This is a genomic window from Streptomyces sp. NPDC014801 (assembly GCF_043082085.1).
Lineage (GTDB): Bacteria > Actinomycetota > Actinomycetes > Streptomycetales > Streptomycetaceae > Streptomyces.
The window spans coordinates 296,531-322,131 of sequence record NZ_JBIBXG010000011.1 but is presented as its reverse complement, the minus strand read 5'-3'; the positions used below and the strand labels follow the sequence as shown (position 1 = coordinate 322,131).

Annotated in this window: 27 protein-coding genes; 11 read left to right on the top strand and 16 right to left on the bottom strand. The window is 75.0% G+C overall.

Going from position 1 to position 25,601, the window contains the following annotated elements; genetic code table 11:
- Positions 1-244 precede the first annotated feature (244 nt).
- Positions 245-556: a hypothetical protein gene (locus ACF1AL_RS27355; RefSeq protein ID WP_366837848.1), complete on the bottom strand. Its 312-nt coding sequence runs from the start codon at positions 554-556 to the stop codon at positions 245-247.
- A 116-nt stretch (positions 557-672) separates the two neighbouring features.
- Here ACF1AL_RS27355 and ACF1AL_RS27350 point away from each other — a divergent pair, with 116 nt between their 5' ends.
- Both ACF1AL_RS27350 and ACF1AL_RS27345 read left to right on the top strand, forming a co-directional pair.
- A complete protein-coding gene (locus ACF1AL_RS27350) occupies positions 673-1,641 on the top strand; it encodes a GlxA family transcriptional regulator (RefSeq protein WP_391820132.1) in 969 nt (322 codons plus the stop codon).
- 174 nt (positions 1,642-1,815) lie between these two features.
- Complete coding sequence (locus ACF1AL_RS27345; protein WP_384203342.1) at positions 1,816-2,319, top strand: DUF2231 domain-containing protein; 504 nt, start codon at positions 1,816-1,818, stop codon at positions 2,317-2,319.
- 103 nt (positions 2,320-2,422) lie between these two features.
- On the opposite strand, the gene ACF1AL_RS27340 is transcribed toward ACF1AL_RS27345, so the two are convergent.
- Together ACF1AL_RS27340 and ACF1AL_RS27335 are read right to left on the bottom strand one after the other, a co-directional pair.
- Positions 2,423-3,244 carry a cytochrome c oxidase assembly protein gene (locus tag ACF1AL_RS27340; protein ID WP_391827809.1) on the bottom strand — a complete coding sequence of 274 codons (822 nt, stop codon included), beginning with the start codon at positions 3,242-3,244 and terminating at the stop codon, positions 2,423-2,425.
- Positions 3,244-3,807 (bottom strand): DUF2243 domain-containing protein, encoded by a 564-nt coding sequence (locus ACF1AL_RS27335; protein ID WP_391827807.1) that lies wholly within the window; start codon positions 3,805-3,807, stop codon positions 3,244-3,246. The genes ACF1AL_RS27340 and ACF1AL_RS27335 overlap by 1 nt, the downstream gene beginning before the upstream one ends.
- A gap of 565 nt (positions 3,808-4,372) precedes the next feature.
- Here ACF1AL_RS27335 and ACF1AL_RS27330 point away from each other — a divergent pair.
- The 3 genes from ACF1AL_RS27330 (at position 4,373) to ACF1AL_RS27320 (ending at position 5,887) form a co-directional block, all read left to right on the top strand.
- A complete protein-coding gene (locus ACF1AL_RS27330) occupies positions 4,373-5,224 on the top strand; it encodes a restriction endonuclease (RefSeq protein WP_391827805.1) in 852 nt (283 codons plus the stop codon).
- Between the two features lie 114 nt (positions 5,225-5,338).
- A complete protein-coding gene (locus ACF1AL_RS27325; RefSeq protein WP_366837843.1) occupies positions 5,339-5,695 on the top strand; it encodes a PRC-barrel domain-containing protein in 357 nt (118 codons plus the stop codon).
- Positions 5,696-5,719: 24 nt separating this feature from the next.
- Entirely contained in the window at positions 5,720-5,887 is a 168-nt protein-coding gene (locus ACF1AL_RS27320; protein ID WP_391827803.1) for a hypothetical protein, read from the top strand.
- Positions 5,888-6,057: 170 nt separating this feature from the next.
- Here ACF1AL_RS27320 and ACF1AL_RS27315 read toward each other — a convergent pair whose 3' ends face one another.
- The gene (locus ACF1AL_RS27315) at positions 6,058-6,204 is read right to left on the bottom strand and encodes a hypothetical protein (RefSeq protein ID WP_366837841.1); all 147 of its coding nucleotides are present in this window, start codon (positions 6,202-6,204) and stop codon (positions 6,058-6,060) included.
- Between the two features lie 423 nt (positions 6,205-6,627).
- Between ACF1AL_RS27315 and ACF1AL_RS27310 the strand changes: the two genes are divergently transcribed.
- On the top strand, positions 6,628-7,824 hold the full coding sequence (locus ACF1AL_RS27310) for a spore photoproduct lyase family protein (RefSeq protein WP_391827801.1): 1,197 nt from the start codon (positions 6,628-6,630) through the stop codon (positions 7,822-7,824).
- A 110-nt stretch (positions 7,825-7,934) separates the two neighbouring features.
- Complete coding sequence (locus ACF1AL_RS27305; RefSeq protein ID WP_391657707.1) at positions 7,935-8,147, top strand: helix-turn-helix domain-containing protein; 213 nt, start codon at positions 7,935-7,937, stop codon at positions 8,145-8,147.
- 191 nt (positions 8,148-8,338) lie between these two features.
- Here the strand turns inward: ACF1AL_RS27305 and ACF1AL_RS27300 are convergent, their stop codons facing one another.
- The 3 genes from ACF1AL_RS27300 to ACF1AL_RS27290 form a co-directional block, all read right to left on the bottom strand.
- Positions 8,339-9,895, bottom strand: a complete 1,557-nt coding sequence (locus ACF1AL_RS27300) for an FAD-dependent oxidoreductase (protein ID WP_391699511.1) — start codon at positions 9,893-9,895, stop codon at positions 8,339-8,341.
- Positions 9,892-10,701, bottom strand: a complete 810-nt coding sequence (locus ACF1AL_RS27295) for a class I SAM-dependent methyltransferase (RefSeq protein ID WP_391699512.1) — start codon at positions 10,699-10,701, stop codon at positions 9,892-9,894. The genes ACF1AL_RS27300 and ACF1AL_RS27295 overlap by 4 nt, the downstream gene beginning before the upstream one ends.
- Before the next feature lie 64 nt (positions 10,702-10,765).
- Positions 10,766-11,959, bottom strand: coding sequence for a lycopene cyclase family protein (locus ACF1AL_RS27290; protein ID WP_391827799.1), 1,194 nt, complete (start codon positions 11,957-11,959; stop codon positions 10,766-10,768).
- Between the two features lie 242 nt (positions 11,960-12,201).
- Between ACF1AL_RS27290 and ACF1AL_RS27285 the strand changes: the two genes are divergently transcribed.
- Genes ACF1AL_RS27285 through ACF1AL_RS27270 form a run of 4 tightly spaced genes read left to right on the top strand, consistent with a single transcriptional unit; the run spans position 12,202 to position 17,106 of the window.
- Complete coding sequence (locus ACF1AL_RS27285; protein ID WP_391827797.1) at positions 12,202-13,554, top strand: polyprenyl synthetase family protein; 1,353 nt, start codon at positions 12,202-12,204, stop codon at positions 13,552-13,554.
- On the top strand, positions 13,551-15,089 hold the full coding sequence (gene crtI / locus ACF1AL_RS27280) for a phytoene desaturase family protein (RefSeq protein WP_391827795.1): 1,539 nt from the start codon (positions 13,551-13,553) through the stop codon (positions 15,087-15,089). The genes ACF1AL_RS27285 and crtI overlap by 4 nt, the downstream gene beginning before the upstream one ends.
- Entirely contained in the window at positions 15,086-16,114 is a 1,029-nt protein-coding gene (locus tag ACF1AL_RS27275) for a phytoene/squalene synthase family protein (protein ID WP_391827793.1), read from the top strand. Before crtI ends, ACF1AL_RS27275 begins: the two co-directional genes overlap by 4 nt.
- Positions 16,111-17,106: a DUF5914 domain-containing protein gene (locus ACF1AL_RS27270; RefSeq protein ID WP_391699522.1), complete on the top strand. Its 996-nt coding sequence runs from the start codon at positions 16,111-16,113 to the stop codon at positions 17,104-17,106. Before ACF1AL_RS27275 ends, ACF1AL_RS27270 begins: the two co-directional genes overlap by 4 nt.
- A gap of 18 nt (positions 17,107-17,124) precedes the next feature.
- Here ACF1AL_RS27270 and ACF1AL_RS27265 read toward each other — a convergent pair whose 3' ends face one another.
- From ACF1AL_RS27265 to ACF1AL_RS27225, 9 genes are all read right to left on the bottom strand, one after another.
- Positions 17,125-17,961 (bottom strand): hypothetical protein, encoded by an 837-nt coding sequence (locus tag ACF1AL_RS27265; RefSeq protein WP_391827791.1) that lies wholly within the window; start codon positions 17,959-17,961, stop codon positions 17,125-17,127.
- Positions 17,962-18,041: 80 nt separating this feature from the next.
- Positions 18,042-18,695, bottom strand: coding sequence for a beta-glucanase (locus tag ACF1AL_RS27260; protein WP_391827789.1), 654 nt, complete (start codon positions 18,693-18,695; stop codon positions 18,042-18,044).
- Between the two features lie 152 nt (positions 18,696-18,847).
- On the bottom strand, positions 18,848-19,165 hold the full coding sequence (locus ACF1AL_RS27255; protein ID WP_366837826.1) for a hypothetical protein: 318 nt from the start codon (positions 19,163-19,165) through the stop codon (positions 18,848-18,850).
- Positions 19,166-19,181: 16 nt separating this feature from the next.
- Positions 19,182-19,535: a hypothetical protein gene (locus ACF1AL_RS27250; protein ID WP_386915954.1), complete on the bottom strand. Its 354-nt coding sequence runs from the start codon at positions 19,533-19,535 to the stop codon at positions 19,182-19,184.
- 106 nt (positions 19,536-19,641) lie between these two features.
- The gene (locus ACF1AL_RS27245; RefSeq protein ID WP_391827787.1) at positions 19,642-21,783 is read right to left on the bottom strand and encodes an MMPL family transporter; all 2,142 of its coding nucleotides are present in this window, start codon (positions 21,781-21,783) and stop codon (positions 19,642-19,644) included.
- A gap of 114 nt (positions 21,784-21,897) precedes the next feature.
- Positions 21,898-22,383 carry a MarR family winged helix-turn-helix transcriptional regulator gene (locus ACF1AL_RS27240; RefSeq protein WP_384203289.1) on the bottom strand — a complete coding sequence of 162 codons (486 nt, stop codon included), beginning with the start codon at positions 22,381-22,383 and terminating at the stop codon, positions 21,898-21,900.
- Positions 22,384-22,504: 121 nt separating this feature from the next.
- Positions 22,505-24,223: a SpoIIE family protein phosphatase gene (locus ACF1AL_RS27235; RefSeq protein WP_391827785.1), complete on the bottom strand. Its 1,719-nt coding sequence runs from the start codon at positions 24,221-24,223 to the stop codon at positions 22,505-22,507.
- Positions 24,224-24,458: 235 nt separating this feature from the next.
- A complete protein-coding gene (locus ACF1AL_RS27230) occupies positions 24,459-24,725 on the bottom strand; it encodes a WhiB family transcriptional regulator (protein WP_366837823.1) in 267 nt (88 codons plus the stop codon).
- A gap of 285 nt (positions 24,726-25,010) precedes the next feature.
- Positions 25,011-25,583 carry an RNA polymerase sigma factor gene (locus ACF1AL_RS27225; RefSeq protein ID WP_391827783.1) on the bottom strand — a complete coding sequence of 191 codons (573 nt, stop codon included), beginning with the start codon at positions 25,581-25,583 and terminating at the stop codon, positions 25,011-25,013.
- Positions 25,584-25,601: the final 18 nt, after the last annotated feature.

Genomic DNA, 25,601 nt, shown 5'->3' with positions numbered 1-25,601 from the left:
GGGGTCCCTTCCGCATCCGGTTGTCGGGGGAGGTGCCTGCCGGTGCGCACCTCCCCACCCTGCCGTGTGCGCCGGGTACCCGACAGGGCCGAGCGGCCCATACGGAGCAGTGGGCGTCCGTCGTCCGCGTGCGCGGAGGCACGGACGGACCGGGGGGACGATGGGCGCCGGGGACGGGCGCCGCGCAGGCCGCGTCGGTCACGTCACCGCCGTACCCGTCCGGGTCAGCCCGCCCCGCCCCGCGTCACACGCTGTCCTTGCGCTCCACGACCAGCACGCGGGCCTGCGGCCGGGGGTGGGCGACATGGGCGTCGCCGGGTTCGACGCAGCACACCCGCCCGGGCGTCAGCCGCTCGACGCGTTCGACGCCGTCCTCGCGGTAGTGCATGTCGACGGCGCCGTCCAGGACCACGAAGACCTCCGGCCCGTCGTTGACGTGCCAGACGTAGGGCTGGTCGGTCCAGTGCAGGCGGACGGTCGCCGTGTCGAGTTCCGCCAGGTCGAGGGCGCCCCAGGGGCGGTCGGCGGTGTACGCGGCGGCGTCGAGGAAACGCATGGTCTGCTCCGGATGGAAGAGGGGGACGTCCCGCTCCGTGCGGGACGCCTCAGCCTCTCCCGTGGCACCCGGACGGCACGAGTGGCAGCAATGACAGCTTTCGTAAGATTGCTGCCATGCATCATGTGGTGGCCCTCGCCCTCCCCCGGGTGGTGGCCTTCGACCTGGCCATACCGGCGCAGATCTTCGGCGGTCCGGACGGGCCCGGCTCCTACCGGTTCACCCTGTGCGCCCCGGCGGCCGGGCCGGTGCCGACGACCACCGGGTTCGATCTGGTCGCGCCCCGCGGGCTGGAGGCGCTCGCCGAGGCGGACACCGTGGTCGTACCGGGCTACGACCCGCTGGCCTCCCCGCCGCCGCCCGTCCTGGAGGCGTTGCGTGCGGCGGCGGCCCGCGGCGCGCGGATGGTGTCGGTGTGCACCGGCGCGTTCGCGCTCGCCGCGGCCGGACTGCTCGACGGCCGGCGCGCCACCACGCACTGGATGGACGCCGAGGAACTGGCCCGGCGCCACCCCGAGGTCGACGTCGACGCTGACCTGCTCTACACGGGGCAAGGGCCGGTGCTCACCAGTGCCGGTTTCGCCGCCGGCATCGACCTGTGCCTGCACCTGGTGCGCGAGGACCACGGCGCGGAGGCCGCCGCCGCGTTGGCCCGCCGGCTCGTCGTCCCGGCGCACCGGGAGGGCGGCCAGGCGCAGTACCTGACCCGCACCATGCCCGCCGCGGGCACCGGCATGGCCGCCGTGTGCGCATGGGCGCTGCGCCGCCTCGACCAGCCGCTGACCGTGGCAGGTCTCGCCCGGCAGGCGGGCGTCTCCCCGCGTACCTTCGCCCGCCGCTTCACCGCCGAGATGGGCACGACCCCGTTGCGCTGGCTGACCGCGCAGCGGCTGCACGAGGTGCGGCGCCTGCTGGAGGTGACCGATCTGCCCGTCGAGGAGATCGCCCGCCGGTGCGGACTGGGCAGCGCGGCCAACCTCCGGCTGCACCTGGCGAGGGACGCCGCCACGACCCCGACCGGCTATCGCCGCACGTTCCGCGCCCGCTCCCGTCCGCCGGCGGCCGAAGCCCCGCCGGCCGGCTGAGGAGGACGGCGGGGCACGGTCCGCCTCCTGGTCCGGCCGGGACGCGTGCTCGGTGGGCCGGGGCTCCTGAGCCGCCAGGGGCCCACGGGTTCAGAGGAAGCTGAGAGCTTCCTGTGCCAGGCTGTCGCGCCGATCACCCGGACGGGTGCCCCAGTTCCCCGGAGGAGCTTGTTCATGAGCCTGGTCAACGGCCTGCCCGCGCACATATTGCTCGTGCACTTCGTCGTCGTCCTCGTCCCACTGACCGCACTGGCCCTCGTGGCGGGCGCGCTCTGGCCGAAGGCGGCACAGCGCATGGGGGTGGTGCTGCCCCTGCTGGCGCTGGTCACGCTCGTCAGCGTCCCGCTCACCACCGGTGCCGGGGAGTGGCTGGAGCGGCACGTCGGCCGGGACCCGCTGGTGCGCCGGCACGCCGAACTCGGTGACGGTCTCCTCCCCTGGGCCGGTGGGCTGTTCGTCCTGGCCGTGGCCGTGTGGTGGGTGACCCGGCGCGCCACCGCGCGGGCGGCCACCGCCGGTGCGGGCGGTGTCGCCGCTCCTGTGCGTATCGCGGCCGCGGCGCTCGCGCTCGTCGTGTCCGCGGGCGCCGTGGTCGACGTGTACCGCATCGGCGACTCGGGGGCCAAGGCCGCCTGGCACGACGGCTTCTCCCAGACCGCGTCGGGTGGCGACGACTGATCCGCGGCCGCTCCACGCCCTCACACCAGGGGGTGTGCGGGCGCCGCACCCGGCGTCCGGAGTCGGCTCCCGTGGCGGCAGCCGGGCGGCGCTCCGCTCGCCGTCACCCGGCCGCCATACCGCGCGCCGGGACGGCCGGGGCGGTGTGGCGCTGCGGCCGCCACGTGGTCACCAACGCGCCCGCCAGCAGCAGTTCGGCGATGTCACCGCCGTAGTACATGAGCTCGGCACCCTGCCGTACCTGGCTGATGGGGGCGTGGATGTCGATGAAGAAGCCGCCGTACATGGCCTGGGCGAGCAGCGCGTGCGCGGCGATCGCGACGCCGAGGCAGACCAGCCGGGCGCGCACGCCGGGCCGGGCGGGCGCGGGATCGGGACCGGCGATGACGTGCGCGAACAGCAGCCCGGACGCGAGGAAGTGAGCGTTCATCAGCCCGTGCCCGGCCGGGTGGTCCATGAGGCTGTTGTACAGCGGCGTGCAGTACAGCACTCCCAGGCTGCCGGTGCTCAGGGTCAGCGCCACCGCGGGGTGGGCGAGCAGTCGTGCGGGCGGGCTGTGCAGGACCGCCGTGACTCGGCGGGCCCTCGCCGGGGGCAGGGCGCGCAGCAGGACGGTGACCGGGGCGGCCAGGACCAGCGCCGGCGGCGCGTACATGCCGACGAGCAGGTGCTGGGCCATGTGGGCGCGGAAGTCGGTGTGCGCCGCCGGTGCCAGGGGCGGCAGCAGGGCGAGGGCGAGCACGGCCAGCCCGGCGAGGAAGGACAGCGTCCGCCCGCGCTTCCAGCCCAGGGCGGGGTTACGGCGGCGGGCGCGCCGGACGGCCAGCAGGTATCCGGCGGCCACGGCCAGCAGGAGCAGGACGGTCAGCGTCGCGTACGCGCCGCCGGTGGAGTGCTGTCCGCCCGCCGGATGCATGTCGTGCATCAGGCGTGGCCCTCCGCCCGGCCCGCCCCGTCCGGCGCGTCCGGGGAGAGCGGCCGGCCGCTGCGCTGGAGCCGATGGCCGCCGAGGACGAGCACAGCCCCGAGGACCAGGAACCCGGCGTCCCACCAGGCCTGGTAGGGGCCGCCGTGGACGTGGTGGATGCCGAGGATCTGATGATCCAGCAGGCCCTCGACGAGGTTGAACAGGCCCCAGCCGACCAGGATCCAGCCCCACAGGGCCCGCGACGTCCACACGGCCCGGCGGTCGTGGGTGACGCGGGAGTACAGGACGGCCAGCCCCACCAGCACGGCGATCCAGCACACGGTGTGGAAGATTCCGTCCCACACCGTGTTCATCTCCAGCCCGGAGACGGTGTGGGGGTCGTAGTACTTCACTCCGATGTGGTCGTGGTCGGTGCTGGTGAGCATGTGGTGCCACTGGAGGAGCTGGTGCAGGAGGATGCCGTCGAGGAAACCGCCGAGCCCGACGCCGAGGACGATGCCCGGTAGTCGCAGCACGCTCGGTGACGCGACCGTCCGCCCGCTGTCCGCCGTCGTGGCCATCGCCGTCTCCGTCCCGTTCCGTCGTGTCCCACCCCGCGCGGCCTGTCCGGTCCCTGCGCGGGTCCCTCCGCCACGCCTTCCCCCACTGCACGCCCCCCATCACTCCGGCGCCGCCGGTCACCCCCGTTTCGGCCACACGGGCAGGTTGTCCGAAGACGTGCCGCACCGACGCCCAGGGGTGGGCGGCGCGCGGGCGCGTCACACGGGCGGGCGACCGGCGTGGACCGGGCGCCGCCGTCCGCACGACGACCGCCGACCGGGTCCGGGTGTCCGGATACCGGTGGGCCGCCCCTGCGGCGGGCGGGGCAAGTCGGCCGGGAACGTCCCGGGGGCGCGACACCGCGCAGGCGGTGGACGCGGGGTGCGTCCCCGTCTCGCCCAACCGCCCGTCAGCGGCGAGCCGGGACCCGGGGCGGGGCCCCGCACGCTGAACCCGCCGATCGGGGGCACACGGCGGAATGATCAACGTTTCCGTCTGGGAGGGGGCCGCCTCACCGTGACCACGCCGCCAGCGCGTCGCATACGACGCACCGCCAGCCGACGGTTCGACCTTCGGGCGACCGCCATGTACTTCGGCCTTCTGGCACTCGTCGTCTGCGCGCTGGGGTTCGCGGTGCGCACCCTGATCGCGTCCGCGCAGCGGCGGCCCGTCTGGCAGGCCGTCCTGTGCCTGCTCGCCGTCTCGGCCGTCCTGGCCCTCGGTCGCCGCCGGCGGCGCCGCTCGGCCGCCCGCGCCGCCCAGCGGGCCGCCGCGGCACTGGAGGCGGCGACGGACACGGCACTGGAGGAACTCCAGCCCCCGGACACGGCACCCTCTGCCGTGCAGCCACCGGCGCGGACCGTGCCGCGGCAGGCCGCATCCCCCGAAGCCACGGTGCCCCTCACTCCCCAACCGGACGGACGGCCTTGTACCCCGGCCGCCCCCGGAGCGCCGACCGGCTCCGTCCCCGAAGACACCCCGGACGACGAAGACGCCCTCGTCGGCCAGGACGTCCTCGCCGCCTACGACGCCCTGGACGCCGACGAGTTCGAGCAGGCCGTGGCCGCGCTGTGCGAGCGGGACGGCTGCACCGGCGTCGAGGTCGTCGGCGGCGCGGGCGACCTGGGCGCGGACGTGCTGGCGGTGACACCGGACGGGCGGCGGATGGTGATCCAGTGCAAGCACTACGGCGTGGAGCACCGGGTGGGTTCGCAGGACCTGCAACGGTTCGGCGGCACCTGCTACACCGTGCACGAGGCCGATGTCGCGGTCCTCGTCACGACGAGCGACTTCACGGCACCGGCCGCCGAGTACGCCGACCAGTGCGGCATCGTGTGCGTGGACCGGTGGGATCTGCAGGCGTGGACCGAGGGCAGCGGACCGGCCCCGTGGAGCGCGATGGGCGACGCCGGCGCGACCGCGCCGTTGAACACGTGAGCGGGTGCACCGGGCGAGCGTTTCTTTCCCCTCGGGGTGTGGGACACGGCAGTCGGTGGTACCGGCATGAGGTCCGGCGCGGGTCGCCGGGCGGGTACGGACGGGAGGCCGTTGATGTTCGAGGCGGACGACATCCGCAACTGGCGGGGGCACGACGTGGTCGATCCGGAGGACCACAAGATCGGAGCGCTGGAGTCGGTGTACGTGGACACCGCGACCGACCAGCCGTCCTTCGCGACCGTCACCGTCGGTATGCCCACGCGCCGCCGTCTGGTGTTCGTCCCGCTCGACGGAGCGACCGTCGGCCCGGGCTATCTGAAGGTGACCCACTCCAAGAACGTGATCAAGAAGGCTCCGTCCATCGACGTCGACGGAGTGCTCCCCGCCGAGGACGAACCCGCCGTCTTCGCCCACTACGACATCGCGTACACCCCTGGGGCCGGCGGCGAACGGCGCCTCGCCCGCCGCTGATCGGCTCCGAGTCGGGAGGACAGGATGAGCCTGTTCCTGCTGTTGGTCATCATCGCCCTGATCCTGGGCATCATCGGGGTGGCCGCCCACGGCCTCTTCTACCTCTTGATCATCGGCATCGTCGTGCTGCTGGCCGACATCGTCTACGGAGCGGTGCGCTTCCGCCGCGGGGGCCGGCGCCGTATGCGCTGACCGGGATCTCCTCAACACCCCGGTGAGGGTGGGGAGTTCATCCTTCGCCGGTCGGGGACGCCCCGGTGGCCGCCCCGCGCCGACCGGGTGGGTGGCCCTGGCGGCCGGCCGTGCGATCCGGCACAGCGCCCCGAGCCACCCTCCCCGGCCGTGATCCGGCGGACGCTCCGTCAGCGGCGGGTGCGCAGCCGCTCGAACAGGCGCTGGGCCTGGGCACGCCGGCGCGGGTCGGACGCCTGGCGCCGGATCTGCTCCACCGTGCGCTGCCCCTGCGGGCTGCGGGCGAACTGCTTGATGCGTTCCATCACACCGGCCATGACTCTCCTCGTCCCTCGTCGTCGGTCACACGGCGGGGCCGCGGGCCCCGCCCTTCGTCCCGCTCGTCTACCCGCCTGCGGCCGGTCCAGCCGCCACGGATACGCCTCCGGCGGTACGCTCCGGCCGGTCCAGCCGCCGCCGGTACGGCCCCGGGCGGCCCAGCCGCCACGCCGGTACGCCCGCGCACGGTTTCCCTTGTGCCGCGGGTACGCCCGCGCACGGTTTCCCGCGTGGCGCCGGTACGCCCGCGCACGGCTTCCCGCGTGGCGCCGGTACGCCCGCGCACGGTTTCCCGTGTGCCGCGGGTACGCCCGCGCGCGGTTTCCCGCGGGCCGCCGTCCTCCGCGACGGCGGGCTTACAGTGGACCGACCTGCACCGACCGCGGCGCGCCCGCGACCGTGACCCCCTTCCGGAGCCCTCCATGTCCCACGCCGTACCGGACGACGGCTCCGACGCGCTGTTCGGGCTCGACGCCCTCGGCGCGCCGGGCGCCGCGGCGGGCGCCGGCGCGCCCGGTCCGCCGTCGGCCGACGGGGAGACGTTCCGCGGCGGCGCCACCGCCCGCCGGCTGCTGCCCGTGCGGGAGATCTACGCCGAGCCGGCCGCCGCCGCGTCGGCCCGCGGCCGGCAGGTGCGGGAGCGGTTCCCGCACGCGCGGCTGGTCGAGGTGGCCTCCCACTGGAACATCCCCGGCCTGCACGGCAACGAGGGCAACGTCGAGCGCTGGGTCCGGATCAAGGGCGAGACGCTGGTCCTCGGCGAGAAGAAGACGCTCACCACCCGGCCCAACGGGCGGTCCGCCGACTGGATCGCCCCGGGCCCCTCCAACGGCTGCGCGCTGGCCTGCGCGTACTGCTACGTGCCCCGCCGCAAGGGGTACGCCAACCCGATCACCGTCTTCACCAACATCGACAAGATCATCGCCCACCTCGGCCGGCACATCGCCCGCCAGGGCCCCAAGCCCGAACCGAACCAGTGCGACGACACCGCCTGGGTCTACGACATCGGGGAGAACGGCGACTGCGCGGTGGACGCCCTGATCTGCGACAACACCGCGGACCTCGTGCACGCCTTCCGGCACTGGCCCACGGCCAAGGCATCCTTCGCCACCAAGTTCGTCAACCCCGACCTGCTGGCCCACGACCCGCGCGGCCGGACCCGGATCCGGTTCTCCCTGATGCCCGCGGACGACTCCCGCCTCCTCGACCTGCGCACCTCACCCGTCGCCGACCGCATCGCCGCCGCCGGCGACTTCCTCGACGCCGGCTACGAGGTGCACTTCAACCTCTCCCCCGTCGTCCTGCGCCCCGGCTGGCAGGCGGCCTGGGCCGAGTTGCTGCGGCACATGGACGACGTACTGCCCGAGCGCGTCAAGCGGCAGGCCGCGGCCGAGGTGATCATGCTGACCCACAACCAAGACCTGCACGAGGTCAACCTCGGCTGGCACCCCAAGGGCGAGGACCTGCTGTGGCAGCCCGGCATCCAGCAGGCCAAACGCTCGCAGAACGGCGCCCTGAACGTCCGCTACCGCAACCGCGTCAAGGCGGAGGCGGTGGACGCCCTGCGCGAGCTGGTCGCGACGCACGCCCCCTGGCTGCGAATCCGGTACGCGTTCTGAGCCGGGCACCGACGCCTCACCCTCCTCCTCGTTCCTCTGTCCGGGCGACATGGATCGCGCCCTGAGGGGCATCCGGTGATCACGTTCCGACGTCGCGAGAGGAGAGCTTCGTGCACAAGCGGAAATGGATCACCGGTACGGCGCGCAAGGAGCTGGCCGAGGTCCTGAAGAAGGAGTACGAGGAGGGGCGCTCCATCCGCGCGATAGCCGAGGCGCACGGCCGGTCGTACGGCTTCGTGCATCGCGTGCTCGGCGAGGCCGGCGTACCCCTGCGGTCCCGGGGCGGCGACGCGCGCACCAGGGCCGGTCAGCCGGCACGGTGAGAGACGGCGCGCAGGCGCCCGGGAGCGGAGGCGGCGCGCAGACGCCGGTAGGGGGCGCGGCGCGCAGACGCCGGGAGGAGAGGCGGCGCACCGGGCGGATCGCCCCGATTGCGCACCCGGTCTGACGTCCGGAGCGGGCGGGACCCCCGGCCTCCGCCTCCGCCTCCCCCATCTCCCTCCCACGGGGCGGTTCACCCGCTCCTCCACCGCGCCAGTCCCCGCAGCACGGCGCTGCGGCCACGGTCCGGCACCGTCCAGAGCGTCTGGCCGGCCAGGCCCCACTGCTGCAGCAGCGCGTTGGCGGCCAGGAATCCGGTGGTCGCCGCCCGCTCCATGAGGGCCACGGGCAGAGGGGTGCGCACCAGGTCGCCGGCCACCATCAGCCGGGGATCCGGGGTGCGCACGGTGGGGCGGTCCAGGTAGCCGCCCACCGGGAACAGAGGGCAGTCCTCGCGCCACTCGTGGCGGCTGTCGACGACCGTGGCCGCGCGTGTCTCCGGGTAGACGCGGTGGAGTTGGCCGACGAGCCGCTTCTCCTCCACGTCGCGGGGTGACTCCGGCCGTACGGCGTACGCGTGAAGTTCCACCACCGACCCCCCGGTGCGCGCGGCCCAGCGGGCGGCCTCGTCCTCCCAGCGTTCCAGGACGCTGATGTTGTCCAGCGTGCCGAAGCCGCTCGTCCCGAGGAAGCCGGGCCGGTCGGGGGCCACGGGCCGGTCCAGCCAGAGGCGGGTGACCAGGAACGGCGGGGCGGTGCGCAGCCGTGCCAGGCGTGCGCGCCAGGCGGCGTCGGCGAGCCGGCCGGAGCGGGCCACGAGGGAGCGCAGCCCCGCGGCGTCCAGGGCGAGGACGACGCCGTCGTGGCGGGACTCGTCCCGGCCCGTACGGACCAGGTGGCGGCCGTCCGGCGTCGGAGCGACCTCTTCGACCGGCGTGCCGGTGCGGATGACCGCCCCGTGCCGGTGCAGGTAGTCGGCGAGCGGGTCCCACAGGGCGGCCGGGAAGGGCGCGCTGGGCACGTCGAACAGCAGGCCCTCGGCGGAGCCGAGGAAGTAGATGTGGAACATCAGCGCCAGCTCCGCCGCCGACAGCTGCCGCGGGTCGGCGAAGAAGCTGCGGGAGAACACCTCGAAGGCCAGGTGACGGGCCTTGGCGGGGAAGCGGACGGCGTCCAGGAAGTCGTGGGCGCTGACGCCGTCGAGGCGGGTGTACACGTCGGGCACCCGCACGTCGAACAGGGGCAGCGCCGCGACCGGGTCGAGGGCCCGCAGGTCGCGCAGCCCGAAGGAGGGGCTGCGCAGGGCGAAGCCGAGGGCGCTGAAGGGCGGGGTGCGCGGGATGTGGCGGAAGCCGTCACGGGTACCGCTGCCGTGCAGCAGCGGGTAGTCGGGCAGACCGGTGAGCCGCTCCAGCGCCGGATCGGTACGGCGCAGCAGTCCCCGCAGGTTGTAGTACTGGCGGAAGAAGGCGTGGAACCCGCGGCTCATCGTGACCGCGCTGCCGTCGCGCAGGCGGGTCGGCCAGCCGCCGACGCGCCCGCCGAGGTAGGGCTCGCGCTCGTACAGTGTGACGGCCACGCCGCGCTCGGCCAGCGCGGTGGCCGCCGCGAGTCCGGCGATGCCGCCGCCGACGACGGCCACCGTGGGCCGGGGGCCGTCGGGGCGCCGCTTGCCCACGGGGCCGGGGAGCACCTGGGCCTGCCGGTCCCGCCCGCGCCGGGCGGCCGCCGGACGTGCCTGACCGGTCATCGCCCGGCCTCCGGACGGGGCACGCTGCCCAGGGGCCGCACGGTGTCCGGGCGGTGGGCGCGCTCCGGGTGCCGCTCGGTCTCCGGGTGCCGCCCGTCCCGCGGGCGGGAGGCGACGAAGGTGTGGGCGATGCCCGTCTGCCAGCCCGGCAGAGGCAGGGCCCGGACCTGCGCGAACCCGGCCGCGCGCAGCCGGTCCGCGAAGCGGCCCGCGGTGTCGAACTCGACGACGCTGCGCCACAGGTGGCGGTAGAGGGCGCCGTCGCCGAGGACGGTCGCCGCGGGCTGCACGACGCCCCGGCACACGAGCGTCCACACCGCGCGGTCGGCGCGCCGGCCGCTGAGCGTGTACTCGTGCACGCCGAGCCGTCCGCCGGGTGCCAGCAGGTCGCGCACCCGGGCGAGGACGACGTCGGGGTCGTCGACGTTGCGCAGCAGGTAGGCGGCGAAGACCGCGTCGAAGGGGCCGGTGACGCCCGCCTCGGCCAGCCGCTCGGCCGGTGCGTGCACGAACGTCACCCCGTCCGCCCAGGGTTTGGCGGCGGCCCTCTCCAGCATGCCGGCGGATGCGTCGACGGCCGTGATGTCCGCGGCCGGCAGGGCGGAGCGCAGTGCGGCGGTGGAGGCGCCGGTGCCGCAGCCGAGGTCGAGCAGGCGCAGCCCCTCTCCGTGCCCGGGCAGGCCGAGCCGGCGTACCGAGCGCCGCAGGTGGGCGTGGTAGCCGGGGTTGGCGGCCACCAGCGCGTCGTAACTGCGGGAGGCGTGGTCGAAGGCGGCGGCGAGGTCCTCGTCGCGCAGCAGCGTCATGCGGTCTCCAAGGGCGGAAGGGCGTTCGGTGGCTCGGTGGCAGGGAGGGAGGCAGGGCGGGCGGTCAGTCGAAGGGGCGGCGGGGCAGCGCGGGCAGTTCCAGTGCCGAGCGGAGCATCGGGCTGATCGGTGTGCGCAGGCCGATGGCGAGGTCCTCGTGCAGACGGGTGTCCCCGTCGAGGAACCGCAGCAGCCTCGCCATGGGCACCTCGGCGAACAGCCGGCTGAACAGGGCCGGGCCGTCGACCCGGCCGCTGGCGAGCGCCCGCAGCAGTACGGCGTCCATGGCGCGGGAGCGGGCCGAGTGGGCGGGCGGCGGCAGCGGTGGGCGCCCGTGGCGCAGTGCGGCCGCGACGGCGCGCGTCTGCCGCTGCAGCCCGGCGAAGGTGTACCCGGTGGCGGGGCGGGTGGCTCCCCCGGCGGCGCCGATGCGGAAGACGCTCGCGCCGGTGCGGCGGGCGATCGGGGCGTCCGTCATCGGGATCACCCCGGTCTCGGTGGCGAGCACCTCGACGTCGCCGAGCCGGAGCACGTCGGTCACGTAGTGGCGTACGGCCGCCTCGTAGGCGCTCGCCGACAGGGTGCGTGGCGAGAACTCGGTGTACTCCACGAGCGCCTCGCGCCCTCCGGTCGGCAGCACGTAGCCGAAGGACAGGCCGGCGGCGGGCTGCGGCGTACGGAAGTCCATGAGGTCGGCGACGTCCGGGTCGAAGGCCGGCCGGGAGGTGCGAACGAACCAGCCGTGGAAGTGCTGGAGCAGGGTGGTGCGCGCGGCCGGCAGGCTGCCCAGGGGGCGGGAGTCGAGGACCCAGCGGGCGTACAGGGCGCGGGGCGTGCCGTCCGCCTCGCGCAGGTGCACCCGGGCGCCGCCCGTCACCTCCTCGACCGACTCGACGGCGGCCTCGACGCGGCGCACGTTCGGGCTGTGCGCCAGGTCCCGGCCGACCAGCCTCTCGAAGTCGTCGGAGCGGATCATCTTGTACTGCAGCGGGGCGAGAGCGTCCTCGATCGGACGCCCCCCGGGTGGACGCACCCGCAGCCGCCCCCAGCGCGCGGTGACGGCGGCGTCGAAACGCCCCTTCCCCCGCTCCCAGAAGCACCAGGTGCGGCGCGGGGGGCGCAGCGGGCCGGGCGGGGCGTCGAGGAGCACCACGGACGGCGTCCGCTGCCCCGGCAGGGGCCCGCTCAGGCGGTGGGCCAGGGACAGCCCGGCGGCACCCGCCCCGATCACCGCCACCTCCGCGTCCGCCTCCCGCACCGCGCCTCCTCCTCGTCCGTGCCTCGTCCGCCCGCTCACCGGCCGCTCTTCCCGCCCGTGTGCCCTTACGGATGCGGGTCACTCGTGTGCGGGTGGCCTGCCGCGCCCCGGTGGTCCCCGGGGAAAGGACAGTGCGCGGTGGCCGCCGCGCACTGCGCCGGCCGATGCCGCATCCGTGTCCCGCACACCGGCCGAAGCAGGTGGCGACGGAGTGCATCGCGATCACGACGAGAGGAAGCGGGATGAGTCCCACTCAGGCGAAGGAACACCACGGCGCCGCGCCGCCGCCCGTCCCGCGCCTGGTGCCCCTGCCGGGATCGCCCGGACGGACGCGCCCGGACGGGGTGGACGGCGAGACCGCCGACGACGAGGCGGGGGACGCCGTCCACGCGGCCGGGGACGGTGACGGCCTCTTCGCGGACGAGGCGGAAGCCGTGCTGCCCGGGGACGCCCGCGCCGTGCGCCGGGTCGACGCCGATGTCTCCGCCGCCGTCGGGCGGGTCCTCGACGGCGTCCTCGACGAGCGTGTCGCCCGCGCCCGCGCCGTGGACGAGCTGTTCGCCACCGACCTCGCCGTCCGGGTCGCCGAGTTCACCCGGACCGGCGGCAAGCGCACCAGGTCCCGGCTGCTGTGGTGGTCCCTGCGCGCGTGCGGCGGCGGCGATCCGGCGACCGCCGCGGCGGCCCTGCGGGTCGGCGCGGCGCTGGAACTGCTGCAGACCTGCGCCCTCGTCCACGACGACGTGATGGACGGCGCGCAGGTACGGCGGGGCCGGCCCGCCCTGCACGCCGGTCTGCGGGCCCGGTACGCCGGGTCGGCCCCCGCCGGGCGCGTCGGGCGGTTCGGGGACGCGGCCGGCATCCTGGCCGGCGATCTGGCGCTGGCGTGGGCGGACGACCTGGTCGCCGAGACGCCCCTGGCGCCGTCGACGGCCCCGGTGGTGCGGCGGCTGTGGAGCGACATGCGCACCGAGATGGTGGCGGGTCAGTACCTGGACGTGCACGGTCAGGTCACCGGCTCGCCGGGCCTGCCGCGTGCGCTGCGCACCGCCTCGCTCAAGAGCGCCTTGTACTCGGTGGCGCGCCCGCTGGCGCTGGGTGCCGCGCTGGCCGGCGCCGGGGAGGAGACGCTGCGGGCGCTGGACGCGGCAGGTCGCTGCGTGGGGGTGGCGTTCCAGCTGCGGGACGATCTGGACGACGTCTTCGGCGACCCGCGGCGGACGGGCAAGAGCCCCGGTTCGGACATCCGCGAGGGCAAGCCGACGTATCTCACGGCCCTCGCCCGGGCGCGGGCCGTGACGGCCGGCGACGAGCGCGCGCTGAGCGTGCTGGACGGCTCGCTGGGCGACGCCGGGCTGACGGACGCGGACCTCGACGAGGTGCGCAAGGTGCTGGAGGCCACGGGTGCCCGGGCCGTGGTGGAGGCGAAGGTCCGGCGGCTGGTCGCGCGGGGGCTGCGGCATCTGGATGCGGCGCCGCTGGACCCGGAGGCCGGGAGCCGGCTGCGGGTGCTGCTCCGCTCGGCGGCCGACGGCGGCCGGGGCGGTCCCGGGCAGACCGGGTACGCGGCGCGGGGCGGGGAGGGCCGGCGATGACCCGCACCCTGCCCGGCCGTACCGATCACGTCGTGGTCGTGGGGGCCGGCCTCGCCGGACTGGCGGCCGCCCTGCACCTGCTGGGCGCCGGGCGCCGGGTCACCGTCGTCGAACGGGACGCCCTCCCCGGCGGCCGGGCGGGACGCCGCAGGCTCGGCGGCTACCTCCTCGACACCGGGCCCACCGTGCTGACCATGCCGGACCTGGCCGAGGAGGCCTTCGCGGCGGTCGGCGACAGCCTGTACCGGCGGGTGGAGCTGCTCCCGCTGCATCCGGCGTACCGGGCCTGCTTTGCGGACGGCAGCAGCCTGGACGTGCACACGGACGCGGACGCCATGGCCGCGGAGGTGGAACGGTTCGCCGGTGCCGGTGAGGCGGCCGGGTACCTGCGGCTGCGCGCCTGGCTGGAGCAGCTGTACCGGGCGCAGATGGGCCGCTTCCTGGACGCCAACTTCGACTCGCCGCTCGGTCTGCTCAACGCCGACCTGGCCCGGCTGGCGGCGCTCGGCGGCTTCGGCCGGCTGGACGCCCGTATCGGCCGTTTCCTGGACGACGAGCGGCTGCGCCGGGTGTTCTCGTTCCAGGCGCTGTACGCGGGGGTGCCACCGGCCCGGGCCCTGGCCGCGTACGCCGTCATCGCCTACATGGACACCGTCGCCGGGGTGTACTTCCCGCGCGGCGGCATGCACGCGCTGCCGCGGGCGATGGCGGACGCCGCCGCCGGCGCGGGCGCCGACCTGCGGTTCGGGCAGGAGGTGCTGCGGCTGGAACGGTCCGGTCAGCGCGTCACCGCGGTCGTCACCGACCAGGACCGCATCCCCTGCGACGCGGTGGTCCTCACCCCCGACCTGCCCGTCGCCTACCGTCTGCTCGGCCGCCGGCCCCGGCGCCCGGTGCGGCTGCGGCACTCCCCGTCCGCGGTGGTGCTGCACGCCGGCACGGACCGCACCTGGCCGTGGCTGGCCCACCACACGCTGTCGTTCGGGGCGGCGTGGCGCACCACGTTCGACGAACTGACGCACAGCGGGCGGCTGATGAGCGATCCCTCGCTGCTCGTCACCCGCCCCACCGCCACCGATCCCGGGCTCGCCCCGCCGGGCCGGCACCTGCACTACATCCTCGCGCCCTGCCCCAACACCGACATCGGCCCCGGGGCCGCCGCGTGGAGCGACCTCGCCCCGCGCTACCGGGCCTCGTTGCTGCGGGAGCTTGAGCGGCGCGGGCTGGACGGCATCGAGGACGCGATCGAGGAGGAGTGCCTCGTCACGCCCGCCCACTGGCAGGCCCAGGGACACGCCGCGGGCACCCCCTTCTCCGCGGCCCACACTTTCGCCCAGACCGGCCCGTTCCGGCCCCGCAACCTGGTGCGGGGCACCGAGAACGCGGTCCTCGCCGGCTGCGGCACCACCCCGGGCGTGGGCGTGCCGACCGTGCTTCTCTCGGGAAAGCTCGCCGCCGCCCGCGTCACCGGACCGAAGGCCCCGGCCGGCACCCGCCCGCGGCGCCCGGCCCCGTCGAAGGAGAGCACCGTATGACCGTGCGGGAACTGGACGCGGCGGGCATCGGCGACCCGGTGCTGCGCGCGGCGTACCGCCACTGCCGGGAGCTCAACGCGCGGCACGGCAGGACGTACTTCCTCGCCACCCGGCTGCTGCCCGTCGCCCGCAGGCCCGCCGTGCACGCCCTGTACGGCTTCGCCCGCTGGGCCGACGACATCGTCGACTCGCTCGACCCGGCCGCGGACACCGCCGGCCGCGACGCGGCGCTGGCACGGCTGGAGGCCGCGCTGGCGAGGGGGCTGCGCGACGGGTACAGCGACGAGCCGGTGGTGCTCGCCCTCGCGGACACCGCCCGCCGCTACGGCATCGACCACGCCCACTTCCGTGACTTCATGACCGCCATGCGCAGCGACCTCACCGTCACGGACTACCCCACCTATGCCGCGCTGCGCCGCTACATGCACGGTTCCGCCGCGGTGATCGGTCTGCAGATGCTGCCGGTGCTGGGCACGGTGGTGCCGCGCGAGGAGGCCGCGCCGCACGCCGCCGCGCTCGGGGTCGCGTTCCAGTTGAGCAACTTCCTGCGCGACGTGGGCGAGGACCTGGACCGCGGCCGGGTCTACCTGCCCGCGGACCTGCTCGCCGCGCACGGCGTTGACCGGGAGCTGCTGCGCCGCAGCCGCGACTCGGGCTGCTCCGACCACCGGATCACCGCCGCGCTGCGGGAGTTCGCCGCGCTCACCCGCGGGGTGTACCGGGAGGCGGCGCCGGGAATCGGCATGCTCGACCCGGTCTCGCGCCCCTGCATCCGCACCGCGTTCGTCCTGTACGGCGGCATCCTCGACGCCGTCGCCCGGGACGGGTACGCGGTGCTGCACCGCCGTGCCGTGGTCCCGCGCCGGCAGCGTGCCGTGGTGGCCGCCGACGGGCTGACCCGGGTCGCGCTCGCCCGGCTGCGCGCCCGGGGCCGGCCCGCGTCGCCGCCGGCCCCGGCGCGGGTGTCCCTGCCGGCCGTGGTGCCCGTACGGGCGGGCCGGTCCGTCCCGGAGGAGGTCGCGTGAGTCCCCGTCACATCCCCCTGTCGCTGCGCCGCGGTGCCGTGCCGTGGGAGCGTCAGCGGCCGACCTGGCGCGACGCGAAGCCCGCGGTGATCGCGCAGGCGCTCAAGCGCGCGCAGGCGCGTCCGTCGGGCAACTGGTACGTCGTCGGCGCGTCCCGGGACGTGCGCGGCGACCGCCCGTGGGCGCGCACGGTCGCGGGCGAGGAGGTCGTCGTCTGGCGCGGCGCCGACGGCCGGCTGGTGGGCGGCCCCGGGGTGTGCCCGCATCTGGGGGCGCCGCTGCGGGACAGTCCGGTGCGCTGCGGCACGCTGGTGTGCCACTGGCACGGGCTGGCGCTGGACGGCAGGCCGTACGCCGGCTGGTCGCCGCTGCCGGTGCACGACGACGGCGTGCTGGTGTGGGTGCGGCTGGACGCGGCCGGCGGGGAGGCGCCGACCGATGCCCCGTTCGTGCCGCGGCGGCCCGAACGCGAGCGGGCCCTGACCGCGGTGTACACCGGCACGGGTGTGTGCGAGCCCGAGGACGTGGTCGCGAACCGGCTGGATCCCTGGCACGGCGCCTGGTTGCACCCGTACTCGTTCGTCGACCTGACCGTGGTCGGGGCTCCCGAGGACGGCGCGGACGGCGACGACGCCTTCACCGTCGACGTGTCGTTCAAGGTCGCGGGGCGGCTGGTGGTGCCGGTGCGCGCGGTGTTCACCGCCCCCGAGCCACGCACGGTCGTCATGCACCTCACCCGGGGCGAGGGCGAGGGATCGGTGGTGGAGACGCACGCCACCCCGCTCGGCGTGGACGAACGCGGCCGGCCGCGCACAGCGGTCGTCGAGGCGGTGCTGGCCGCTTCGGACCGCCGGGGTTTCGCCGTCGCGCGGCGTACCGCACCGCTGCTGCGGCCGCTGGTCCGCGCCGCGGCGGGCCGCCTGTGGCGGGACGACCTCGCGTACGCGGAGCGCCGCTGGCGGCTGCGCTCCACGGGACGGTTTCCCGGTTGAGCGCGCGGGCGCGCCGGTTCAGGGCGCCGCCGGCGCGTCCAGGAAGCGGTGCAGCGAGGCCGTCATGGCGCGGACGAAGGCGTCTTGCGCGGCCGTCCCGACCCGGTCCAGGGACAGGTAGGGGTTGAGGTCCTCCAGCTCCACGAGGAGCAGGTCGCCCTCGCGGGTGCGGCAGGCGTCCACCCGCTGGATGCCGTGCGCGAGGGTGTTCCAGTCGATGAAGCGGCGGGCGAAGGCGAGGTCCTCGTCGGTGGGCCGGTAGGGCTCGAGGACCCAGCGCCGCTCGGGGTCGGGGGCGTACAGGGCGTACTGGAAGGCGTCGTCGACGAAGTAGAACGACACCTCGTGGCGGAAGTCGACGTGGGGCTGGATCAGGACGTCGCCCTGGGGCTGCGCGGCCAGCCGGTCGCCCGGCACGACGGCGAGGCCTATGGAGTCGGCGCCCGCCTTGGGCTTGACCACGTACTGCTCGGACGGCGGCAGCGCGCCGAGGTCCTCGGTACGGTCCACGGTGGGGATGACCGGGTATCCGGCCGCCGTGAGGTCCAGCAGGTACTGCTTGCCGGCCATGTCGCCCCGGCCGGTCAGCGGGTTGTAGACGCGGGTGCCGCGGGCGAGGGCGCGGGTCCGGAAGGCGTCGTACTGCTCCTGGTAGTGCAGCACGGGCCCGCTGTTGCGGACCACGACCGCGTCGTACGCGTCCATGAGGGCGGTGGCGTCCAGCGGGTGGCACAGCGCGAGGGCGAAGTCCTCGCGCAGCCGCGACGACAGGAGGATGTCCTCGTCGCAGTAGCGGCGGCCGCGGGCCTGGTAGGCGAGGTCGGTCACGTACAGCACACGGGGGCGGGCGGGCACGGGGCGTCTCCTGGGTCGGTGGCCCTCACCCTACCGAGCGCGATCACGACGGCCTCGCGGCGGTGCTCCCCAAGGCGTCGTCACCCGGTGCGGTGCACGACCAGGCTCTCCACCACGTACGACAGTTCGTCGACGGAGTCCTCGGGGGGCGGGTGGTAACGGCCCGCGCACACCGAGAGGTTGACGATGAGGTGGGCCCGCCAGTGCGAGCCGACGCCGCGGCCGTCGGCGAACACCTGGCGGCCGTTCAGCCGCCAGACGACGTCCCGTCTGCCGAAGGTGACGCTCAGGTCGACGACGCCGCCGGGGCGCACGGCGTCGTCGTGGACGTAGCGACCGGCGGGGCGCACATGGTTGTTCAGCTCCAGCAGGTCGGGGTTGTCCGGGTGGTACTCGAAGACGTCCACCTCGTTGCCGCCGTCCCGCCAGGTCCAGATCGCGGGCCAGGCGCCGACGCCGACGGGCAGGCGCACGCGGGTGTCGAGGCGGTCCCCGGTGCGCACCGTGAAGCCCTCGGGGCTCTCCTCCGTGGTGAGCAGGCCCGTGTCCCACAGGCCGTCGGGCCGCCGCGTGGCGCGGAAGGTGCCGCCGCGGGAGTGGCCGGGATCCGCGGTGAGGTGGTCGAGCTTGTCGTCGCCCGGGTTGGTGGGGCCGCCGTCCGGGTAGGCCCAGGAGCGCCCGGCGACCCACTGCTCCTCGGAGGCGAAGTCGGCGGCGAAGACGATGTCGTTCATGTCCGGGCCCCTCCCCCTCGGCTTGCACTGCCGACGGGGTCATCCCCCGGGAAGGGCCCGCCATGCGCCGACGGACGACCGCGGGCGCTGTTTCACGCGAACGAGTGACGCGGCGCGCGGCGTGTCCGCCGGCGGCGGGCGGGGGGGGCGGCTCACTCCCCCGTGTCGATCCCCGTGACCACGGCCGGGCCCAGGGGTGCGGCGCTGTCGTCCAGGCCCACCGCGGTCAGGGCGGACTCGGCGAGCCGGCGGGCCTTGCCCTCGGCCTCGGGGCCGCTGCCCGCCTCGACGGTGAGGCGGACGGTGAAGGTGCCGTCGTCGTTGACGGTGAGGACGTCGATGTCCTCCGCGGAGCCCAGGTGCGTGCGGTGCGGGTCGGCCGGGCGCAGGGCGCGTGCCAGCTCGTCCCGCACGCCGGTGTCCGCGCCGCCGATGAACGTGCCCGGCACCGAAATGACGAACGTCGTCATGGTGGTCCTCCCTCGGTCACCCCTCGCCTACCCGGTCCCGCCGCGCGAACCCGGCCGGACCGTCGGGACGCTGCGCCCTCGCCGCCCGCACGCCCGGTCGCACCGCGCCCACACCCCCCGCATGCGCCGCGCGCACAGCACCGGTATGCGCCCCACGCGCACGGCCCGAGGCCGTCGCACCGGCCTCCCACAGGCACCAGGTCGTCCACAGCACCAGGGTCAGGAACACGGCCAGCAGGCCCAGCAGCACCACGGTCTGCCGGGTCGTCGATCCGCCCGCGACCGCGCCGAGCAGCAGACACGCCGTCCAGGCGGCCGCACCCCACGCGTAGAGGGTCCTCAGCTTGCGCAACTGCTTCGCCGTCTCCATGCTCCCCCTCCCGGGCTGTCGTGCACACGCCTGATGCCGGTTACCCCGGATCCGCCTCGCCAGTCGCCCGGACCGCCCTCGCGCACACGACCGGCGAGCCGTCGGCTCACGGCTGCCGCGGCGCACCCGCCCCCGTCCGTTCGACCGGCGCCGTGGAGGCCGCCCGCTCGCCGTCGTCCTTGCGGGCGAGGCGGCCGGGCCACCACACGGCGGGACCGATGTCCCGGACCAGTGCGGGCACGAGCAGCGAGCGCACCACCACCGTGTCGAGCAGCACCCCGAAGGCGACGATGAAGGCGATCTGCGCGAGGAACGCGAGCGGGATCACGACGAGCGCGGCGAAGGTGGCCGCCAGGACCACTCCGGCCGAGGTGATGACGCCCCCGGTGGCGACGAGCCCGCGCAGCACGCCCTGGCGGGTTCCGAAGCGCACGGTCTCCTCGCGCACACGCGACATGAGGAAGATGTTGTAGTCGACGCCGAGCGCGACGAGGAACACGAACCCGTACAGCGGGACGGAGGCGTCCGTGCCCGAGAAGCCGAAGCCGTGCTGGAAGACGAGGCCCGCGACACCGAGGGTGGCGAGGTAGGTGAGCGCCACGGTGGCGACCAGCAGGACCGGCAGCAGCAGACAGCGCAGCAGCACGATCAGGATGACCAGGATGATCGCCAGCACGACCGGGACGATCACGGTCCGGTCGTGCTCGGCGGTGCGCTGGGTGTCGTACTGCTGTGCCGTGTAACCGCCTACGAGCGCGCCGGGATCGACCGCGTGGACGCTCTCCCGCAGCCGCTGGACGGTCCGCTTGGCCGCGTCGCCGGCGGGCGCGTCGGTGAGCACGGCGTCGACGCGCACGCGGCCGTCCACGACCAGCGGCCGAGCGCCCGGCTGCTCCGAGGCCCCGACGGCGCGGGCGGAGGCCACTCCGGTCGTGGTGGACGCGGCCCGGGCCACCCGGGTCAGCTCCGCGGCGTCCGCGATGATCACGACCGGCTGTCCCGAGCCGCCGGGGAAGTGGCGCCCGAGCGTCTGCTGCGCGGCGACGGACGGGGCACCCCCGACGAAGAGCTCGTCGAGGGGCACGCCCTTGGCCTGCAGGGCGGGGAAGAAGGCCGCACCGGCGGCGAGCAGGGCGAGGGTCCCCGTCCACAGCGGGCGCGGTCGCCGGTCGACCCGGTGGGCCACCCGGCGCCAGATCCCGTGGCCCCCCGTGCTCGCGTCCGCCGACCGGGGCTTCGCCGGCCAGAACGCCGCCCTGCCGAGCAGGGCGAGCACCGCGGGGAGGAAGGTGAGCGCGGTCAGCGCGGCGCACACGATGCCGATGGCACCGACCGGTCCCAGCGCCCGGTTGTTGGTGAGGTCGCTGAGCAGGAGGGCGAGCAGGCCCAGGGCGACGGTCGCGGCGCTGGCGGTGATCGCCCCGAGCGAGCCGCGCACCGCCGCCCGCGCCGCACGGACCCGGTCGTCCCCGGTGGCGAGTTCCTCGCGGAAGCGTGCCGTGAGCAGCAGCGCGTAGTCGGTGGCCGCGCCGATCACGAGGATGGACAGGATGCCCTGCACCTGGCCGTCGACGCGCACCAGGTCGTGGTCGGCCAGCACGTACACGAGGGCGCAGGCGACCCCGAGCGCGAACACCGCGCTGACGATGATCACGAGGGGCAGCAGCACACTGCGGTAGACCAGCAGCAGGATGGCCAGGACCGCGGCCAACGCGACGCCGAGCAGCAGGCCGTCGATGCCGGCGAACGCGTCGCCGAGATCGGCCTGCGTGGCGGCCGGCCCGGCGACCTGGACCCGGGTGCCGGGCACCTCGGCGGCGGCGCGCCTGACGGAGTCGAGGACCTCGGGGAGTGACTCGCCGAGGTCCACCCGCAACGGGACGACGCCCTGCAACGCGAGCCGGTCCGCCGAGGGCAGGGCCGGCGAGGGCCTGCCCGCCACGCCGTCCTCACCGGCCAGGGACAGCAGCGAACGCGTCGCGGCGGCCTGCTGCCCCGTCGTGATCCCGCCTCCGCCGGTGACGGTCCAGACGACGATCGCCGGCAGGGTCTCCTGCCGGCGGAACGCCTTCTGCTCCTCGACGACCCGCGTCGATTCCGCGCTGCGCGGCAGGAAGGCGGCCTGATCGTTGGTCGAGACCTCCCCCAGCTTGCCCGCGTAGGGACCGAGGGCTCCTCCGAGGCCCAGACAGACCACCACCAGGGCCAGGGGGACCAGCCATCGGACCGGTCGTCGCACGTTGCTCATTCACGCCCCATCCAGCGCGGGCGGACCTTGGCCGCCCACTCTCTCGATCGAGAAGTATCTCAATCATCAAGATATATGCCTGTGCCGATCACCACGCCGGTGAGGGACGTGTCGCTACAGGCCCCGCTGCCGGACGGCGGTCAGCCGGCCGTTCATCGCCGCGAGGAACCGAACGACCGTGTGCAGCTCCTCTTCCGTGAATTCGCCGCGAACGGATTCAGTGACCTGCGCCAAGGGGGCGAAGAACGCCTTGGCCAGCTCCCGCGCCCGGGGTTCGTAGTAGAGGTGGACCACCCGCCGGTCGGAGGACTCGCGCACCCGGCGGATGTGGCCGGCCCGCTCCAGCCGGTCCAGGCAGGCCGTGACGGCGCCCGACGTGAGGCCCAGGTGCTCTCCCAGCATCCTCGGCGTGACCGGTTGACGCCCGTCGCGCTCGTCGCCGACCGGGTCGGCCGCGGGACCGTCGAGGATGACGATCAGGGCCTGGACATCGGTGGGGTGAAGACCGTGGGCGTGCGCGAACGAGTGGGCGATCTCGCTCAGTTCGCTGTTCATTCGCCTGAGCAGCACGGCAAACGTCTGCAGATCGGTACGCACCACGGGCGCAAGCCTATCGTCCGCGCCTCGCCGCCCCACGGGCCCGGGGCGGCGTCGCACGGCGAGGCCGCGGCGCGGCGGGCGCACACCGCTTCCGGCGGGCCTACCAGGCGGGACCGGTGTTCTAGGACAGGGGCGTGCGCAGGGCGAGGAGGGCGACGTCGTCGTCGTTTTCGGACGGGCGGACGCGGCTCAGCAGCTCGTCGATGAACGAGTCGAGCGGACGGTGGGCGAGGGCGGCGGCGTGCCGGCGCAGCCGCTCCAGGCCCTCGTCGAGGACGTGCCCCCGTTCCTCCACCAGGCCGTCGGTGTACATGACCAGGGTGGTGCCGGGCGGCAGGAAGACGCTGCCGTCGGAGCGGGGCGCCGCGGCACCGGTGCCCAGCAGGAGGCCGTGCCCGCCGGTGAGGTACTCGGCGAGGCCGTCACGGCTCAGCAGCAGGGGCGGCGGGTGACCGGCGTTCGTCCAGGTCAGCTCCCAGCGGCCGTCCTCGACGCGCTCGAGCCGCGCGAAGAGCAGCGTGGCCATGGTGACCTCGGTGATGTGCTGGATCGCCTCGTCGAGCCGTCCGACGACCCCGCTGGGCGGCTCTTGCAGGGACCAGGCGTAGGCGCGCAGCATGTTCCGCACCTGGGCCATGCCGGCCGCCGCCTCCAGGTCGTGTCCCACGACGTCCCCGATGGCCAGGGCGGTGGCGCCGTCGGCCAGCGGGAAGGCGTCGTACCAGTCCCCTCCGACCTGCGAGGCGTGCGGGGCGGGCAGGTAGCGGACGGTCATCTGCAGGTTCGGCACCCGCGGCATCTGCGGCAGCAGGTGGTTCTGCATCGTCTCGGCGACCTTGCGCTGGCGCTGGTAGAGGCGCGCGTTGTCCAGGGCCAGGCCGGCGCGGCGGGCGATGTCCTCCAGCAGGGGCAGGTCCTCGGTGGTGAAGGGCGGCCGGGTGCCGTCGCGGCCGATCGTCAGGGCACCGAGCACCTCGCGGGTGCTGCGGATGGGCGCGATGGCGGCGGAGCGCATGCCGGTGACCTCGAACAGGCGGCGCTGCTCGACCGCGATGCCGGAGTCCGGCTCCCGGTCGTAGGTCTGCGGCTCGGCGACGGTGGAGGCCACGCCGCGCAGGGCGCGCGACAGCGGCATCGGGGACTCCTCCGGGATCGGCGGCATCGGCCCCTGGAGTTCCTCCACATGGGTCAGGGTGTCCCCGTCGACGTGCACGACCGTGTTGCGCCACACTTCGTCGCGTTCGGTGATGAGGTCGATGACGACCCAGTCCGCCAGCCGGGGTGCGACCAGGTGCACCAGATGGTGCAGCGCCTCCTCCACGTCGAGGGTGGAGGTCAGCTGGGTGGTGGTCTCGGCGAGCAGCGCCAGCCGGGCCAGTTCCGACAGCTGTCCCGTGGCCGCCCGCCGGGCCGGCGGCCCGCTCTCCTCGGTGCGACCGGCCGCGTGGAACAGCACCAGGGTGCCGGGCTCGCCGCCGAGGTCGTACGGCGCGAGGAGCCAGGAGATCGGCAGCAGGACGCCGTCACCGCGGAGGAAGTAGTCCCGGTCGGCCTGGGCGGGCCGTCCGGCGAGGAAGGCCTGCCGCATGGTGCACTGCGTCCGGGCGAGCGACTGCCCGTGCAGGTCGCGGTGGAGCAGGTCGTGGGCGTCGTGCCGGACGAGGTCTTCCGCCGGAAGGGCGAGCAGCGCCTGCGCGCGGCTGTTGACGGCGATGATGCATCCCTGCGGATCCACGACATAGGCCGCCGCCCCTATCGCCTCCAGGCGAGCGGTCAGCTCCTCCGGGGCCATGGGGGCGGACGGCGCGCCCGTTCCCCCGGTGTGTCCGGCCCCTGCCATCCGACGGCTCCCTCGGCAACTCTTGCGGGCCGTCTGGCCTGCGGTGTCCTGGCGGTTCGCTGACCGTCCACCGTACGTCAAGCGGACCCGAGCATGCCACGTCGCACGCGCCCGCACCCGCCGAACCGGCCCGCGGTCGCGGCCGGGTCACGTGTGCCTGCGCGCAGGCCGGGAGAAGCCGGGCACTTCGCCCCGGGAGCGGGACGACCTCCTGTTGTTGCCGGTCTGTGGGGTCTCAGCCGGGCACCTCGCGGTCGCGGGTGCGCTCGTCGGGCGTCCTGGAGGCGGACAGCGCCTTGCGCTGGCCGGCCGTCAGTCCGCCCCATACGCCGTCGCTCTCGCCGCGCCGGAAGGCCGACGTGCGGCACTCGTGCACGACGGGACAGCCGTGGCAGATCTTCCGGGCCCGCTCGATCTGCGGCAGGGACGCGCCGTCCTCGGTGAGCGGGAAGAAGAGTTCGGGATCCTCGAAGCGGCAGGCGGCCAGGTCGAGCCAGTTCACGGGTCCTCCCATGGCGGGTCGCCCGGCGGCGACCGGAGCCGTGCGAGGGCGCGGACCGGGCCGTCCGGGATGGCGTGCGTCGTCCACCCGGCAGAGGTGCCCTTCAAATTAGGGACAAAGCGATACTTTGTCCAGGTTTATCGCATTTACAGATGAGGGCTGGATGTGCGGCGCACACATCGCCGTTTCGCCGACGCATCGGCGCCGCATTGATTGCGCATCGATTGCGGTGGTCCGGAGGCGACAGGGCGCCCGGGCCGGGCCTTCGAAGACGGTCCGGTGGCCTCAGGCCACCGACACACCGTCCTCCTGCAGGGAGCGGCGCAGGCGCTCCAGGCCGCGGCGGGTGTGGCTCTTGACCGTCCCCAGCGGCCATCCCGTGACGTCGGCGATCTGCGTCTGGGTCAGATCCTGGTAGAAGGCGAGCCGCAGGACCCTGCGCTGCGGCTCGCTCAGCCGCTCCAGCGCACGCCCGACGACCAGGCGGTCCAGCGCGGCCTCCGGGTCGCCGCCGCCGCGTTCCTCCGGCGCGGGCAGCAGGCCGGCCGCCGCCGCGACCAGCTCGGCCCTGCGGGTGCGCGCCGCGAGGGCGTCCGCCACCTTCCGCCGGGTGATGCCCACCAGCCAGGCGGGAAAGGTGCCGCGCTCGGGGGCGTAGCCGTGGCGGCCGCGCCAGGCCGCGGTGAACACCTGCTGGGTGACGTCCTCCGCCTCGCGCGGATCGCCGAGCGCCTGCCGGGCCAGGGCGTGCACGAGCCCGGACCACTGCCGGTGCAGCAGCGCCCAGGTGTCGGCGGGCCGCGACGCATCGGCGTCGAGCAGAGCGGTGGAGCTGGTGGGGGCCGGGAGCCGGTTCATTGCGAGCCTCCTGTGCGA